Source organism: Acinetobacter chengduensis, from assembly GCF_003664645.1.
In the GTDB taxonomy this organism is placed as follows: domain Bacteria; phylum Pseudomonadota; class Gammaproteobacteria; order Pseudomonadales; family Moraxellaceae; genus Acinetobacter; species Acinetobacter chengduensis.
On the sequence record NZ_RCHC01000006.1, the window covers coordinates 109,784 to 126,246 of the forward strand.

Genomic DNA, 16,463 nt, shown 5'->3' on the forward strand with positions numbered 1-16,463 from the left:
GGTGTTTTTTATCTATTCGCCCCATACTCTCTACTTCCAACTCAGGAGTACAGCTAGGGGCTTTAACTTAAGCTTTAGATTAACAAGGTACGTATATCTTTAAGTAACTTAGTTAATTTATGGGTAAAGCGTGCTGCATCTGCACCGTTAATGACACGATGGTCATACGACAATGACAATGGAAGCATCAGTTTTGGATCAAATCCTTGACCATTCCATACAGGTTGCATGGTTGCAGGTGAAATACCCAAAATTGCAACTTGTGGCCAGTTCACCAACGGCGTAAATGCAGTACCACCAATTGCGCCTAAGCTTGAAATAGTGAAGTTTGCACCTTGAAGATCTTTTGGAGAAAGTTTCTTATCCCGTGCTTTTTGACCCAATACACCCAATTCAACTGCAATTTGCTTAATTGATTTTTGATCTGGGTTACGTAACACAGGAACGGTTAAACCATCTGGCGTTGCGACCGCAATCCCCATGTGGATTTCATTGCGTAACAATACAGATTTGCCATCATCAGACAAGTGACCTGCGAACTCACGTTCCTCTTTCAGAAGATGAGATACAGCTTTGATGATGAACGCCATGATCGTAAGGCTAATGCCGTCTTTCTTAAATCCAGCTTTTAGATCATTACGCCAAGCTTCAAGTTCTGTAATATCAGCAAGATCAAACTGCGTTACTTGTGGAATGTAGTTGTTTAATGACAACTGCGGAATCGACACTTGTTGTAAACGTGTCAATACTTTCTCTTCCACACCACCAAAGGCATCAAAACTTGGAAGTTTTGGTAAACCTGATACCTGAGCAACTGTTGCCGAAGGTGCTGCTTGTGGCGTGGTTAAACGCGTTTTCACATAGGCAAACAAGTCTTCTTTCATTAAACGTGCATGTGGGCCAGACGCTTTCACTTCTGCAAGCACCACACCCAATTCACGTGCTAATTTACGAACAGCTGGGCCTGCATACACTTTAGCATTGGCAGCATTTTGCTCTTTGGTTAGCTTATCTGATCCTTGAGAGACAGGTGCTTGAGTCACAGGTGCAGTAGCTTTAGGCGCTTCCACTTTAGTCGGTGCTGGTGTAGATGCAGGTGCTTTAGCTACAGCAGCAGGCGCCGCCTGACCTTCAGCTTCAATCGTCACCAATCCAATGCCTTCAGCCACGTTCTGACCCAAGGTCACATGAATCGCTTTAATAATGCCAGCAGTTGTGCTTGGCACTTCTACAGTCGCTTTATCTGACTCAACTACAATAATGCTTTGGTCCTTTTCGACTTTATCGCCTACTGCAACCAAAATTTCAGCCACAGTAGCTTTGTCTACACCCAAGTCAGGCACAGCAATTTCAACATCACCCGCAGGTGCCGTTGCCACTGGTGTTTCTTCCTTTGACACTTCTGCTACTGGTGCAGACTCTGTTGCTGGTTTTGGCGCTTCTGGTGTTGCAGGCGTCGCAGATGAAGCAGACTTCACTTGCAAAATCACCACGCCTTCTTTCACGCTATCGCCAACTTGAATGCTGATTGACTCAACCACACCTGCAGCTGTGCTTGGCACTTCTACAGTCGCTTTATCCGATTCAACCACTACGATGCTTTGATCAACTTCAATACTGTCGCCTACAGCAACCAAGATTTCACCCACAATGGCTTTTTCAACGCCAATATCGGGTACTTGCACATCAACACTTGCAGTAGAAGTATTTTGTGCAACGACTGGAGCAACCGTTTCAGCTTTTACTTCAGCAACGGGTGCTGGTGTAGCTTCTGCTTGAGGCGCTTCTTCAGCTGGCGCTGCAGTTTGACCTTCAGCCTCAAGTTCAACCAATACCGCACCTTCGGCAACTTCGTCGCCTTGGCTGACTAAAATGCTTTTGACCACACCTGCCGAAGTGCTTGGCACTTCAACAGAGGCTTTGTCTGATTCTAAAAGCACGATGCTGTCATCAATGCTAATCGTGTCACCAACGTTTACTAAAATTTCAGCGACTGTGGCTTTATCTACACCAATATCAGGAGTGGTAATTTTCATACTTAGTTCTCCTCTTTGTAGTCAGCAACAGAGTGAAGTTCAGGTGTCGCTTGTGGCAACCAAGCCACTGGACGGTCTGTATCCAACTCAAAACTCGAAATCGCATCTTTTACCAAGCGCGCATCTACTTCGCCTTCATCAGCCAATTTCTTCAATGTTGCCACCACAATGTGTGCAGCATCTACACCAAAGTAGCTACGTAATTTCGCACGTGTGTCCGAACGGCCATAGCCATCTGTACCCAACGCCACAAATGGACGGTTGTCTGGTAGATAAGCACGAATCTGTTCACTGTATGCACGGACGTGATCTGTTGCAGACACCACAATACCTTTGGTGCCACGCAATTGCTGAGATACCCAAGATTCTTTCGCATCAGCCATTGGATGTAAGCGGTTATATTCTTCAACCGCCATACCGTCACGCGCAAGCTCGTTAAAGCTTGTTGCACTCCACACGTTTGAATGAATTTGATATTCATCACGAAGAATTTGCGCAGCTTTAATCACTTCACGAAGAATCACACCAGAGCCCATCAACTGAACTGTTGCTTTTTCATCTTCTTCAAATAAATACAAACCGCGTTTAATTCCTTCTTCCGCATTTGCAGGAATTGCAGGATGTTCGTAGTTTTCGTTCATTACAGTTAAGTAATAGTACACACGCTCTTGATTCACATACATGCGTTTTAAGCCGTCATGTACGATCACAGCCAATTCATAACCAAAACATGGATCGTATGAAATACAGTTTGGAATCGTATTGGCTAAAATATGCGAATGACCATCTTGATGTTGCAAGCCTTCACCATTCAACGTCGTACGACCTGCTGTTGCACCTAACAAGAAGCCTTGCGCCTGCGCATCACCTGCAGCCCATGCAATATCGCCGATACGTTGGAAACCGAACATCGAGTAGTACATATACATTGGAATCATTGGCAAGTTATTGGTTGAATAACTGGTTGCCAACGCCGCCCATGCACTCATCGCACCCGCTTCGTTAATACCTTCTTGAAGCATGTGACCATCACTCGCCTCACGGTAATGCATTAATTGTTCTTGGTCTTCTGGGGTATATTTTTGACCATGCGCGGCATAAATACCCAGCTGACGGAACATGCCTTCTAAACCAAAAGTACGCGCTTCGTCTGGAACAATCGGTACTACACGATCTTTAATCGCTTTTTCTTTTAATAGCGATGAAATCAAACGCACCATCAACATAGTCGTTGATTGTTCTTTACCTGCAGAACCTTTTAACACGGCATCAAACACAGAAAGTTCTGGAATCGCCAACTGTTCACTTTCTTTACGACGTGCTGGCAGGTAACCCCCTAAAGCTTCACGACGCGCCTTCATATACTTCAATTCAGGTGAGTTTTCGCTTGGGCGATAGAACGGCACTTCGTCCAACTGCTCATCGGTAAATGGCAGATTAAAACGGTTACGAACGTATTTTAAAGATTCCAACTGCATTTTCTTGATTTGGTGAGTTTTATTCACCGCTTCAATTTCTTCAGACAAGCCGTAACCTTTTACAGTCTTCGCAAGAATAACTGTTGGCTGACCATTGGCTTTCATCGCTTCAGCATACGCTGCATACACTTTGTATGGGTCATGACCACCGCGATTCAGGTTGTCGATGTCTTCATCGCTCAAGCCCTTCACCAGCTCTTCAGCTTCAGGATATTTACCAAAGAAATGCGCGCGTGTATAAGCGCCGCCTTTCACTTGGTAGCGTTGATAATCACCATCAACAGCTTCTTCCATTACGGCTTTTAAGGCACCGCTATCATCTTTATCAAGGAGTGGATCCCAGTGACGGCCCCACACGACTTTAATCACACGCCAGCCTGCACCACGGAATAACGACTCAAGTTCTTGAATAATTTTACCGTTACCACGTACAGGGCCATCTAAGCGCTGTAAGTTACAGTTCACTACCCAAATTAAGTTGTCGAGCTTTTCACGACCCGCCAGTGAAATTGCACCTGTACTTTCTGGCTCATCCATCTCACCATCGCCAAGATAAGCCCAGACTTTACGATTTTCTTCTTTAATCAAGCCACGGTTCATCAAGTACTTTTGAATATGCGCTTGATAAATTGACATGATCGGGCCGAGACCCATCGATACTGTAGGGAACTGCCAATAGTCCGGCATTAAGTATGGATGCGGGTAAGAAGGTAAGCCAATGCCGTCCACTTCACGACGGAAATTATTCAGATGTTCTTCAGTCAAACGACCTTCAAGGAATGAACGCGCATAAATACCCGGTGCGCAGTGACCTTGATAATAGATCATGTCGCCACCAAAGCTATCGCTATTGGCACGGAAGAAGTGGTTAAAACCCACATCATATAAGGTTGCAGAAGATGCAAAGCTGGCCAAGTGACCACCTAAATCATCGCCCGTTTTATTCGCGCGAAGTACCATTGCTAAGGCATTCCAACGGATCAAAGCGCGGATACGACGCTCCATATCCTGATCGCCTGGCATAGCTGGCTCTTCTTTCACAGAAATAGTATTTAAATAAGGGGTATTTAGGCGCTGAATAGGAACGTGTTTAGCGATTGCTTGCTGATACAGTTTTTCGAGCAAAAATGCCGCTCGCTCTGTGCCCATATGCTGTAAAACTGAGTCAAATGCTTCTTGCCATTCCTGGGTTTCTTGCGCATCAGTATCGCCGTAAAACGCCATAATTCACCTATTCTATAAGCCTAATGTAATGTTCTTATATGTATCATATTTAGGTCGGTGGCAGTTATGGTCGCAGGTGAATACGCTTTTGGACCACTATTTATAAAATAAATAATGACTGACTTTTTATTACACAAAAGCACAATAAAAAGCCAATTTCGTGCATTTTATATACAGTTGCTATGCATTTTTAGTGATAGTGTGATCTTTAATCAATGTGAAAACATTATTAACCACTCAGAATTAACCACTCAGAAGTTTAAGCTTCCAAAAAAATACCACCGCGACCATTTGAGTATTTCTTCAAAGGACAACAGTGGTATTTAAAAAAAGAGGTTTGCTATTTGGTGCGGTGTTTTACCTAAATTATGGCAACATCGCTAAATACGTAGATGGATTCTTACGCTGGCCATCTTTCACAACTTCATAGTGCAAGTGAGGGCCAGTACAACGTCCTGTACAACCCACATTAGCGATAAGCTCACCTGCTTGTACACGATCGCCTACACGCGCAACCAAACGAGATGCGTGCGCATAACGTGTTAAATAGCCATTGCCGTGGTTAATTTCAACATATTGACCATAGCCTGTACCCCAACCCGATTTTGTTACAATACCTGGGCCAGTTGCATAAATAGGTGTACCACTTGGCGCAGATAAATCTAAGCCAGAATGATTTTCAGCACGACCACCCATGGTACGACCGCCAAAATCAGAGCTTACGCGCTTCATATCTGGTAATGGATGAGACACCAACCATGAATATGCACCACCAGCGCTCATAGAATTGTAAGAGGATTTGTTGATACTGCTATTGCCATACTTCTTTGCAATTGTATCGTTATTTAATTCGATGCTTTTTTCACGCAATTGAACGTTTAATTTTGTTTCTGCTGGTAGGTCAATATCACTTGAATCAGAATATGCGCCTTGAGACAAAGTACGTGTAAGTTGCTCAAGACTGTCTGTGGATGAATCGTTTAACTGAACCAAATCTGCAAATGCCACTGAAGCTGCAGAAGTTGCCAGAGAAAAAGCCAATAAAATACGTCGCAAATGCATAAAAAACCTCTTTAACTGTTCTTAACTGAGTTCCTTGGTGATCTCTTCCTTGATATCTACCGAAAGGAGCGCATAAGATTAAGACATAACCATGAAGGAAATATGTATGTCTGAACCTGTCAACGTCTTTCAACAAACAAGAAAACACATAAAAACAGGAAACTTATCGTTTCTCTCAACGCAAGTTGCTGCTTGGCAGAAACTTACGAAAATCATCCAACCTGTTTTGCCCCAACCGGAACAATGGCAAGTGGTTTGTTATCAAAATGGGGTGCTTACCGTGACTGGTGAAAATCAAGCCTTGATTAGTCAATTGGCTTATCTTCAGCACCAGTACATTAGCCAGCTTTCACAAATAGCGGAATTTAAAGATTTAAGCAAGATACAAGTTCGTTTAAGAGTTCCTTCTCAAACACCGCATGTCCCTGAAAAAATTTCCAGATCCCTCAACCCAGAGACACAGGAATTACTTCGCCATGCTGCTGACTTTGTGAGCGACCCCAAGCTTAGCCAAGCCTTGATACGTTTGGCAAGCAATAAAAAGTAACCGTCACATTTACACAGCAATCAAAGAGCTTTAATTGCGTGATGCATATCACGGTTTTAATTGTTACATTATAACATATTAACCTAAAGACAATGACTTAAGTCACAGTCACATATTGAATTGGGCAATCATCTATGTCATCAAATGTTACAATTTCATAGCTGCTTGGATCACTTTGAACATTGCGTAACAATTGGTTATTCAGTGCATGACCCGATTTGAAAGCGTCATATTTAGCAATAATTTGATGACCTAATAAATATAAATCGCCCACTGCATCTAAAATTTTATGGCGTACAAACTCATCAGCAAAACGTAATCCTTCTTCATTGACCACACCTGTTTCGTCGACCCCAATCGCATTGTCTAAACTCGCACCTAAGGCCAAATTATTAGCTTTAAGGTAATCTAAGTCCTTCATAAAGCCAAAAGTTCGTGCTTCACTGACTTCATACACAAATGTTTCTGTTGAAAAATCAATAGAAGCTGTTTGGAATTCTTTTTTAAAGGCTGGATGGTCAAAATCGATCTCAAAGTTGAGCTGAAAGCCTTCATGTGGACTAAAGACTGCTTTTTTATCGTCAATAAAAGCTTCTACAGGTTTGAGAATTTTGATGAATTTTTTAGGTGCCTCTAATTCTGCGAGACCACCTTGCATTAATAAATAAATAAAAGGACCTGCGCTCCCGTCCATAATTGGAACTTCAGAAGCAGAGACTTCAATAAGCAAGTTATCAATACCTAGACCTGCAATAGCACTCATAATATGTTCAACAGTGCCGACTTTGGCCTCCCCTTGAACCAAGTTTGAGCACATAAATGCTTCTTGAATCAGCATTGCATCTGCGGGAATATCAACAGGTGGAGTTAAATCAATGCGACGAAATACGATGCCACCATCTGCATGATGGGGTACGAAATTAATCATCACTTTTTGTCCGCTATGCAGACCGATTCCACTTGCCTTTACCACACGCTGCAGGGTTCGCTGTTTCAACATGCTCTTATTCATCAGTACACAAAACCGGTATACGTTAGCATATTTAGCCATTGATAAAAAATAAAAAAGGCAACATTACTGTTGCCCTTTCTTGTTTATTTGTTAAAAATCAAAACAATATAAACTATTTACGTTGCTGATTTTTCAAATAATCTTGGATACTCATTGGCGTTGGACGCGGACTAGAGACTGCTGGCGCAGGGCTTGCCGCTTCGGCTTGCTGGCGCTGAATTGCAGGAACATCATCCTCATCCACTGCAGCTTGAGTCGCAGTTGCTGGACGTGTTGCCTGTACGGTCGTTGGACGTTTCGTAGGTTCAGCAGAATCGGCTGAATTACGTGTTAAACCTGTCGCAATCACCGTTACACTGATTTCATCACGTGCATCAGGATCAAATACTGTACCGTAGAATACCTGACCTTCATCAAGGTCAACAATCTGGTTCACGACATCGGTAATTTCTTCAATTTCACCGAAAGTCACGTCATCGCCACCGGTCACGTTAATCAAGATGCCTTTGGCATTCATGATGGTCACGTTATCCAGTAATGGGCTACGAATAGCTTGTTCAGCCGCCTGACGCGCACGGTTTTCACCACGGCCAGAACCCGCACCCATCATGGCATAACCACGTGTGCTCATCGCAGTTTTTAGATCGGCAAAGTCAAGGTTAATATGACCAGGGCGAACCACTAAATCAAAGATACTACGTACTGCATTCAATAAAACATCATCTGCTTTTTTATAAGCATCTTTCATTGAAATATCACGGAAAACTTTCAACAAACGTTGGTTCGGAATGATAATGAGTGAATCAACATGCGCTTCTAAGGCTTCAATACCTTTTTCTGCAGATTGTTGGCGACGCTTACCTTCAAAATTAAATGGTGTAGTGACTACACCTACAGTTAAAATGCCCATTTCTTTGGCAATTTCAGCAACCACTGGTGCTGCACCTGTGCCTGTACCACCGCCCATACCAGCAGTGACAAACACCATATCTGTGCCTTCCAAATGTTGACGAATCAACTCACGGCTTTCTTCTGCAGCAGCTTGGCCCACTTGAGGATTTGCACCCGCACCTAAACCACGCGTACCTTGCTCACCCAATTGGATTTTAAACTGAGCATTCATACGATCTAATGCTTGTTTATCCGTGTTTGCACATACAAATTTCACACCTTGAATATCAGATTCAAGCATGTGCTGTACTGCATTACCACCAGCACCGCCTACACCAAATACAGTGAAACGGGCTTGACCATTGCTATCGCTTTGATCGTCTTCAAAAAATTCAAATGAGGCCATGACCGATAAAATTCCTAATCTATAATGGCAGTCACTTCAGCCCGTATACTGCCTTGATCTTAATAAAAATTGTTTTTAAGAATGCTGTCCATGTCTCAGCTTGTCAAGTACAAGCGATCATCCGTACAACTTCTTAACAATATTCCCAAATTTTTCAACTAAAAAATAGATTTCAGTGTTTCATTGAAACCAGACCATGCACGTTTGAAACGCTTCATCACAGTTAATTTTTCTGAATCATCTGGCTCTACAATCGTGTCCTGCGTTTCACTTTGGCTAAACATCAATAGACCTGATACTGTGGCATATTGTGAACGACGCAGTGCCGCTTGATTTTGTTCATCCGCATTGACTTGTGTAGGCGGATTACCTAAATGAGCCGAAACACCTAAAGCTTTACGAGAGAAACTAATCATACCTTCTATTTGACTTGCATCACCCGTTAATACAACACCGTGATATAGCCCTTGTAAGGCACCGTTTCCTTCTAATACTTGACGTACTTGACTCAAAATTTCGTCATACCGTGCAATAATAATTTCAGTCAATTCAATGCGACTAATGGTTTGTGGGCCATCAATCCCTTGGAACTGAATCATGTGTTCTGGCTTAACCACTTTCAGATCTACACAGCCATAGAGCAATTTAATGCGCTCTGCTTCTTCTGTGGTGGTTTGTAGTACTGCCGCAATATCTCGTGTGACATGCTCACCACCACGTTGCAAAGTATGCGTCATCGCCAAACGGCCATCGAGGTAAACCGCTATATTGGTTGTACCTGCACCAATATCCAGTAAACACACACCATATTCGCGCTCATCTTTCAGTAAGCTTGCTTCTGCCGTTGCTAAAGCAGATACCACCATTTTTTCGACGCCAATATTGGCACCTTTCAATGCGCGGTCCAAATTCTGCATGGTGCTAATCGGCAACATCATTAAATGATAATGACCAGTCATACTGTGCGCAGACATACGAATTGGATTCAGTACCCATTCTGACTCGTCATCTAGCTCAAAGCCTAAAGGCACAGCACTGACTAAATAGTGATCTGAAGTTTGGTGGCTGGCTTTGGCGAGTTCCAACGCACGCACCACTTCACTGGTTGTAATCGTATGTTCACTATTTTCTACAGGCGTACGACCTGAAGCATAAAAACTTTTCATTTCTGCGCTAGGAATAGAAATCCAGGCTGAATGCACACGGCACTCCGCCATATCTTCCGCTTCCTGCACAGCATTTTTAATTGCGGTGATGACTTTATCGAGACTGACAATTTTTCCCTTATTCATGCCTCGGTTACGTGCGGTCGCCATCCCGATCACTTGGATATTGTCTGGCGCATGTACCTTACCAATCAAAACTGAAACTTTGTGTGTCCCAATGTCAATCGCAACAACCGAGGGAACAGCTTCACTCATTATTTACTACTACCATTCACGTATTGGTTTAATTTATGGCACGAAGCCTCTATTTGCAAAGCGCCTCATTATGGCGTTGCTATTCTTCCATCTGCAATGCTTAAGTCACTACTGGTTACAAGAAAGTGACCATTTGCTATCTTAGGCGCTGTTGCATTCTTCCATTGAATGGCAAGTCCGTTACGATAGCGCAAGTCAATGGCTGAAATATTAGACCAAACTGGCTTAAGATCAGTATGAGCCAGATGACTCAAGCGTTGCAACTTACTCATTGTTTGATCCTGATCGACGATAATTCGTAAACCTGAATCAAACTGCATAAACCAAGTCATGCGCTCCGTTAAATATAGTTCTTTTAAACGGATGCCGACTGGCAGGAATAATTGATTAATTTCGTTGTAGCGACGCATCATCATTTTTGAATGACTAACAGGTCCGTGTAGCAGTGGCAAATTTTGATTTTTAATTGGCGCAACTTCTACAAACACATCTCCGCTATCACTTAATAAGCGACCCGTACCCCAACGTGCAATTGCATGTCGTGGCATGACACGTACTCGAATCGCATTTGGCCAAGCACGTGACACTACAACACGATCGACCCAAGAAATTTCTAAGGCACGATCTCGGATGGTTTCTAAATCCGACGTAAAATAATTTTCGGTGACGGTGGGTGAAACATATTGCATCACCTGCTGACGCTCCGCGTCTGAACGAGTACCTACGATATCAAGTTCAGCCACTTTTGCATCCGTCATCACACGGTATAAGCCCAACATTCCTAGTGCTAAGACCACGATTGCTACGCATAGCAATAACCAGCCTCCCGCATTGGCAAGTTTTTCCTTGCGCGTCGGTGGCTTGTCATGAATCGAGGTCACCGCCGCTTTTTTACGGCGCATGGATGCAGGAAGTTGAGCCATAATTTAGTGAGCCGTACCAGTTAAGGTTTGCTCTAAAATTGCCACACACAGTGCATCAAAATCAATGCCGATTGCTTGTGCTGCTTTAGGAACCAATGAATGACTGGTCATGCCTGGCACTGTATTCACTTCAAGCAACCAGAAATTACCGGCTTCATCTTGCATCGCATCAATACGACCCCAACCGCTTGCGCCCACTGCTTGGAAAGCACGTAAACATAATGCTTGTAGACGTTTTTCTTCGTCTTCCGTTAAACCACACGGAATGCCATATTGCACATCGTTACGATTGTATTTTGCTTCGTAATCATAAAATGCAACATCTTCAGGTGGTTGCAAGCGAATAACTGGCAAAGCCTGACCATTTAAAATTACAATGGTAAATTCACGGCCTGTAATCCATTTTTCAGCCATCACTACAGCATCATGTACTGTTGCTTTCGCAATTGCATCTGCAAAGTCTTCAATTTTTTCAACTTTGCTCATGCCGATACTTGAGCCTTCATGTACTGGCTTAATAATAAATGGCAGACCAATGCTTTCTACAATTTCATTTAAATCTGAATCTTTACTCACAATGCGATACGGCGCTGTTGGTAATTCTGAACCCTGCCAAACCTGTTTGGTTTTTACTTTGTCCATCCCAATTGCAGAGCCCTGAACACCAGTGCCCGTATATGGAATATTCAACCATTCCAAAGCGCCTTGGATTTGACCGTCCTCACCGCCACGACCATGCAAAACAATAAATGCACGATCAAAGCCTTTCAGCTCAGTAATACTACGTTGTTGCGGGTCAAATGCTTCAGCATTTACGCCTGAACGGCATAGTGCCTCAAGTACCGCTGTACCACTATCTAGAGAAACCTCACGCTCAGCAGATTTTCCACCAAGTAACACGGCAACTTTGCCGAACTTTGAAGCATTTGACACGTTTATATCCTTAAACTTTTATAACTGGCCGATCAAATCTAATCACACTAAAGTGATTATTTTAAATACAAATTATTTTGAGCCAAATCGATTGAGATAGCTCCAACATTACCCGCACCTTGTGTTAATAACAAGTCATTTGCTTGTAGGACTTTCTTCATCACTGTTTGGATATTGCCTTCAACGGGATCCAGTAGAATTGGCTCAACATCACCACGTAGACGAATGCTTCGAGCCAAAGCACGGCTGTCTGCACCCACAATTGGTTTTTCGCCTGCTGGATACACTTCCAGAAGCAATAGCTGATCTACTTGAGACAACACATCTACAAAGTCATCAAAGCAGTCACGAGTACGACTAAAACGGTGTGGTTGGAACATCATGACCAAACGACGGTCAGGATGACTCGCACGAGCAGCTTTAATCGTCGCTTCTACTTCTTTTGGATGGTGGCCATAGTCATCAACCAATTTCACATCGCCATTGTCGAGCTCAAATTGACCTTGAACTTGGAAACGACGACCTACTCCACTAAAGCTTTCTAGCGCACGTGCAATGGCAGCATCTGATACACCTTCATCTGTTGCAATACCAATTGCCGCCAAGGCATTTAAGATGTTGTGAAGGCCTGGCAAATTAATCGTTAAACGTAATGGTTCACGGTCTTTACGCAGCACTGTAAAGTGCGATTGCATGCCTTCTTGTGCGACATCTACAGCACGAATGTCATTGTCTTCATTAAAACCATAGGTCACTAATGGACGGCCAATACGTGGCATGATTTCACGAATATTGGCATCATCACCACACACAACCGCTAAACCATAAAACGGAAGCTTTTGTAAGAATTGTACGAAGGTATCTTTGAGTACATCAAAGCTACCACCATAGGTATCCATGTGGTCGGCATCAATATTGGTAACAATTGTTGCCATCGGCTGCAAATGCAAAAATGATGCATCTGATTCGTCTGCTTCTGCCACGATATAACGACTTGCACCTAAAGCAGCATTCACACCTGTACGGTTGAGTAAACCACCAATCACATAAGTTGGATCAAGATTTTCTTCTGCCAACATACAGGTTACAAGGCTAGTCGTTGTAGTTTTACCATGTGTACCAGCAACAGCAATACCATGACGGTAACGCATCAATTCACCCAACATTTCTGCACGGCGTACCACTGGCGTACGTGTTTCAATCGCAGCCTTAATTTCTGGGTTTTCTTGATCAATGGCAGTTGAAACTACAATGACATTCGCACCTTGAATGTTGTCAGCAGTATGGCCGATGTAGACTTGAATGCCATTTTCTTCCAACTGGGCTGTAGTTTTTGATGCCTTAATATCTGAACCAGATACCTTATAACCTTGGTTTTTTAAGACTTCTGCAATACCACACATCCCTGCACCACCAATACCCACAAAATGAATGTGTTTGATACGGCGCATCTCAGGAACTTTAATTAACTTTTTCGCTTGCTCAGCAGGAGTAGATGGAGACATATTTTACTCGAATTACAATTCTTGAATTAAACGAACCACATGCTGTGCTGCATCTGGCTGTGCCTGCTGACGTGCTTTCACTGCCATTTCTTTCAATAATTGGCGGTTCATCAGCGGTTGGAGCAGTGTCGCTAAACTTTCTGGCGTCATGTTTGCTTGCGGGCATATTTTCGCAGCATTAATGTTCGCTAGGAATTTGGCATTTGCAGTCTGGTGATCATCCACTGCCGAAGGAAGTGGAACAAATACAGCTGCTAAACCGGCGGTGGCAATTTCAGTGACTGTTAAAGCACCTGCACGGCAAATAATTAAATCGGCTTCAGAATAGGCTTTGGCCATATCTTCAATAAAAGGTGACACTTCAACTTGGAGCGTTTCAGGCGCATTGGCATACAGTGCTTGAGTCGCATCTGTATGGTTTTGCCCACATTGATGAAATACTTGTAAAGGTACATTCAACTGTTGCAATGCAAGTGGCACACATTCATTGAGAGCCTTTGCACCCAATGAGCCACCAACAATTAACACGCGTAGCGCTTGACCCGCTTTTTCACGTTCTTGATAGCGCCACGATGGGTTAAATATTTCGGTAATTTCTTTACGAACAGGATTGCCTGTCGTCACAATTTTTGTGCTTTCTGGAAAAGTATTTGGAAATGCCTGACATACTGTTTTTGCCACACGTGACAATTGCGTATTGGTAAAACCAGCAATCGCATTTTGCTCATGAATAATGACAGGAATACCCAAAATACGTGCTGCTAAGCCACCAGGTCCTGCAACGTAGCCACCAAAGCCCGCAACAGCATCAACCTTCAGTTGCTTCATGTATTTCATCGCACTCAAGGTGGCTTTTAAAATTTTAAATGGTGCTAAAACTTTACGCACGAGGCCATTACCACGTACACCTTGAATGTCAATTTGATAAATTGGGATATCGTGATTTTTTAACAGACGATTTTCCATGCCTGTTGGCGTCGCTAACCATGACACTTGTATGCCTTTTTGTTGTAATTCTTTGGCTACGGCTAAGGCTGGAAATACGTGACCACCTGTGCCTGCGGCCATCATCATGACATGTTTAAGCTGTTTTTGCGGTGCGTCGGTCACGTTAATTCTTCAATTTAAATACTAGAGATTAAAAGGTGTTTATAAGCTGACAATTGTAATCACAAACGCATTGCGGTGAAAGGTGATTTAGTTTTTTTCACGGCTGGCTCTCATTGTTTTTTTCTACAGAAATTCGAGTTTAAACTAGTTTTATTATTAATCATGCGTTTTTGGTAAACTTTTACATTTTTTATGCAAATAGAAGCTCATATTTACAAAACCTGCCCCCTCCCCTGCTGAAACGATTTAAATAAATTCGGCGCACTCATTTTAACGCTTATTCTATTTTATAGCGCGCTAGCATATAAAAAAGCGCTGTCATTACAGCGCCTTTTTAAATGATACTTTAAGCTTTTTGCTTTAAGCCCGCTTCAAGCACATCAAATAAATCATCCGCAATGGATGTTCCAAACTGAGCATCAATTTCACGTACACAAGTTGGGCTCGTCACGTTAATTTCTGTCACGTATTCACCAATCACATCGAGCCCCACAAAGACCAAACCTTTTTCACGTAAGAACGGCCCTACTTTCGCTGCAATGGCTTTGTCATGTTCGGTTAATGGACGTGCTTCACCACGACCACCAGCTGCCAAATTACCACGAGTTTCACCATTTTGCGGAATACGTGCTAAGCAGTATGGTACAGGCTCACCATTAACCATCAAAATACGTTTATCGCCATCCACAATTTCTGGAATATAGCGCTGCGCCATAATCGGTTGTTGGCCCATTTGCGTAAGCATTTCTAGGGTTGAACCAATATTTGCACCATCAGCAGTTAACCGAAAAATCCCCATTCCACCCATACCATCCAGTGGTTTTACAATCACATCTTGATGCTGTGTAATAAATTCACGAATCAAGCTGTGTTGTGAGGTCACTAAAGTGGGTACTTGTAACTCTGGGAATTGTGTTGCAAATAACTTTTCATTGCAGTCACGTAAGCTTTGAGGTTTGTTAATAATCCACGCACCTTCACGTTCTGCTTGTTCCAAAATATATGTGGTATACACAAAGTTCATGTCAAATGGCGGATCTTTACGCATTAAAACAACATCATAAGCTGCAATAGATTCTTTTTGTTTTTCGCCTAATTCGTAATAATGCTCATAATCTTCAAATACTTTTAATGGGGCAATCAGACCAAATGCTTTGCCTCGATCAATATATAAATCTTGCTGTAAAGCATAACCAAGTTCATGTCCACGACGCGCTGCCGCCCAAAGCATCGCCATAGACGTATCTTTTTTTAGGTTTACACTTTCGATGGGATCCATCACCACAAGTACGCGCATGCTGTCTGCTCTTTTAAAAATAATCTGACAAAGAGTATAGCGGAGAATAATCGTTTCTTTAGTTTCAATTTCACTAAATCCTAACACCGCGCTTTTTTCTTCAACTTTGCATGTTCATCCTATTTTCATGGTGTATTAGCAGTACATGAAATACCTAAACACGATGATTAAGACTTAAAAATCTCACCACAGGCTTTCTATTTAAACTATTGCTCACCCCCAAAGATCGGAATTTACATTTTTAATTCTGTTTAATTGGTAAATTTCAGCTATTTTTTAAACTAATCGAATAAATTTATGCCAAATTAGTCAACTCAGGCAAACTCTGTCACAGAATTAGTGTAGGATGTTGGTAACGAGAAAAAAGTGTTGCTTAGGTAAACATCTTTAAAGTGCCGCCAGTTTAATTGATAAACTTTCGATTTTTCAGATTTTTATTTCCAATCCTTTTATGACCGCCTTTGATTTGAACTGGTTTTTTAACTTGTATGCTGTTGGCCTAATACCAATTATATGCAAGACACAAAGAATATCGGGTATAATATGATGTAAAGGCGTGATTATTCAAGTTACCCCTTTTCAAGCCATGCTTCATGGCTAACATTATTAAAAATTTTG

General features: G+C 42.5%; 12 protein-coding genes. 1 reads left to right on the forward strand and 11 read right to left on the reverse strand.

Annotation, left to right across the window (positions count from 1 at the left end; translation table 11 throughout):
* Nucleotides 1–74 precede the first annotated feature (74 nt).
* The 3 genes from D9K81_RS07130 to D9K81_RS07140 all read right to left on the reverse strand — a co-directional run bounded on the left by D9K81_RS07130 (nucleotide 75) and on the right by D9K81_RS07140 (nucleotide 5,800).
* Complete coding sequence (locus tag D9K81_RS07130) at nucleotides 75–2,036, reverse strand: 2-oxo acid dehydrogenase subunit E2 (RefSeq protein WP_120374928.1); 1,962 nt, start codon at nucleotides 2,034–2,036, stop codon at nucleotides 75–77.
* 2 nt (nucleotides 2,037–2,038) lie between these two features.
* A complete protein-coding gene (gene aceE / locus D9K81_RS07135; RefSeq protein WP_120374929.1) occupies nucleotides 2,039–4,738 on the reverse strand; it encodes a pyruvate dehydrogenase (acetyl-transferring), homodimeric type in 2,700 nt (899 codons plus the stop codon).
* A 366-nt stretch (nucleotides 4,739–5,104) separates the two neighbouring features.
* The gene (locus tag D9K81_RS07140) at nucleotides 5,105–5,800 is read right to left on the reverse strand and encodes a M23 family metallopeptidase (RefSeq protein ID WP_120374930.1); all 696 of its coding nucleotides are present in this window, start codon (nucleotides 5,798–5,800) and stop codon (nucleotides 5,105–5,107) included.
* 106 nt (nucleotides 5,801–5,906) lie between these two features.
* Between D9K81_RS07140 and D9K81_RS07145 the strand changes: the two genes are divergently transcribed.
* Nucleotides 5,907–6,347, forward strand: a complete 441-nt coding sequence (locus tag D9K81_RS07145; RefSeq protein WP_120374931.1) for a DciA family protein — start codon at nucleotides 5,907–5,909, stop codon at nucleotides 6,345–6,347.
* 97 nt (nucleotides 6,348–6,444) lie between these two features.
* Here the strand turns inward: D9K81_RS07145 and lpxC are convergent, their stop codons facing one another.
* The 8 genes from lpxC to gshB form a co-directional block, all read right to left on the reverse strand.
* Entirely contained in the window at nucleotides 6,445–7,347 is a 903-nt protein-coding gene (lpxC, locus tag D9K81_RS07150) for a UDP-3-O-acyl-N-acetylglucosamine deacetylase (RefSeq protein WP_120374932.1), read from the reverse strand.
* Between the two features lie 124 nt (nucleotides 7,348–7,471).
* Nucleotides 7,472–8,656, reverse strand: a complete 1,185-nt coding sequence (gene ftsZ / locus D9K81_RS07155; protein WP_120374933.1) for a cell division protein FtsZ — start codon at nucleotides 8,654–8,656, stop codon at nucleotides 7,472–7,474.
* A gap of 158 nt (nucleotides 8,657–8,814) precedes the next feature.
* Nucleotides 8,815–10,077, reverse strand: coding sequence for a cell division protein FtsA (gene ftsA / locus D9K81_RS07160; RefSeq protein WP_120374934.1), 1,263 nt, complete (start codon nucleotides 10,075–10,077; stop codon nucleotides 8,815–8,817).
* Nucleotides 10,078–10,145: 68 nt separating this feature from the next.
* Nucleotides 10,146–11,000: a cell division protein FtsQ/DivIB gene (locus tag D9K81_RS07165; RefSeq protein WP_120374935.1), complete on the reverse strand. Its 855-nt coding sequence runs from the start codon at nucleotides 10,998–11,000 to the stop codon at nucleotides 10,146–10,148.
* 3 nt (nucleotides 11,001–11,003) lie between these two features.
* Nucleotides 11,004–11,933 carry a D-alanine--D-alanine ligase gene (locus D9K81_RS07170; protein ID WP_120374936.1) on the reverse strand — a complete coding sequence of 310 codons (930 nt, stop codon included), beginning with the start codon at nucleotides 11,931–11,933 and terminating at the stop codon, nucleotides 11,004–11,006.
* Nucleotides 11,934–11,989: 56 nt separating this feature from the next.
* Nucleotides 11,990–13,438 carry a UDP-N-acetylmuramate--L-alanine ligase gene (gene murC / locus D9K81_RS07175; protein WP_120374937.1) on the reverse strand — a complete coding sequence of 483 codons (1,449 nt, stop codon included), beginning with the start codon at nucleotides 13,436–13,438 and terminating at the stop codon, nucleotides 11,990–11,992.
* 12 nt (nucleotides 13,439–13,450) lie between these two features.
* Complete coding sequence (gene murG, locus D9K81_RS07180; RefSeq protein ID WP_120374938.1) at nucleotides 13,451–14,548, reverse strand: undecaprenyldiphospho-muramoylpentapeptide beta-N-acetylglucosaminyltransferase; 1,098 nt, start codon at nucleotides 14,546–14,548, stop codon at nucleotides 13,451–13,453.
* Nucleotides 14,549–14,894: 346 nt separating this feature from the next.
* Nucleotides 14,895–15,845, reverse strand: a complete 951-nt coding sequence (gshB, locus tag D9K81_RS07185) for a glutathione synthase (protein WP_120374939.1) — start codon at nucleotides 15,843–15,845, stop codon at nucleotides 14,895–14,897.
* Nucleotides 15,846–16,463 lie beyond the last annotated feature (618 nt).

Coding starts and splice junctions, on each gene's coding strand:
- D9K81_RS07130 (WP_120374928.1), bottom strand. CDS start 2,036: ATGAAAATTACCACTCCTGATATTGGTGTAGATAAAGCCACAGTCGCT.
- aceE (WP_120374929.1), bottom strand. CDS start 4,738: ATGGCGTTTTACGGCGATACTGATGCGCAAGAAACCCAGGAATGGCAA.
- D9K81_RS07140 (WP_120374930.1), bottom strand. CDS start 5,800: ATGCATTTGCGACGTATTTTATTGGCTTTTTCTCTGGCAACTTCTGCA.
- D9K81_RS07145 (WP_120374931.1), top strand. CDS start 5,907: ATGTCTGAACCTGTCAACGTCTTTCAACAAACAAGAAAACACATAAAA.
- lpxC (WP_120374932.1), bottom strand. CDS start 7,347: ATGTTGAAACAGCGAACCCTGCAGCGTGTGGTAAAGGCAAGTGGAATC.
- ftsZ (WP_120374933.1), bottom strand. CDS start 8,656: ATGGCCTCATTTGAATTTTTTGAAGACGATCAAAGCGATAGCAATGGT.
- ftsA (WP_120374934.1), bottom strand. CDS start 10,077: ATGAGTGAAGCTGTTCCCTCGGTTGTTGCGATTGACATTGGGACACAC.
- D9K81_RS07165 (WP_120374935.1), bottom strand. CDS start 11,000: ATGGCTCAACTTCCTGCATCCATGCGCCGTAAAAAAGCGGCGGTGACC.
- murC (WP_120374937.1), bottom strand. CDS start 13,438: ATGTCTCCATCTACTCCTGCTGAGCAAGCGAAAAAGTTAATTAAAGTT.
- gshB (WP_120374939.1), bottom strand. CDS start 15,845: ATGCGCGTACTTGTGGTGATGGATCCCATCGAAAGTGTAAACCTAAAA.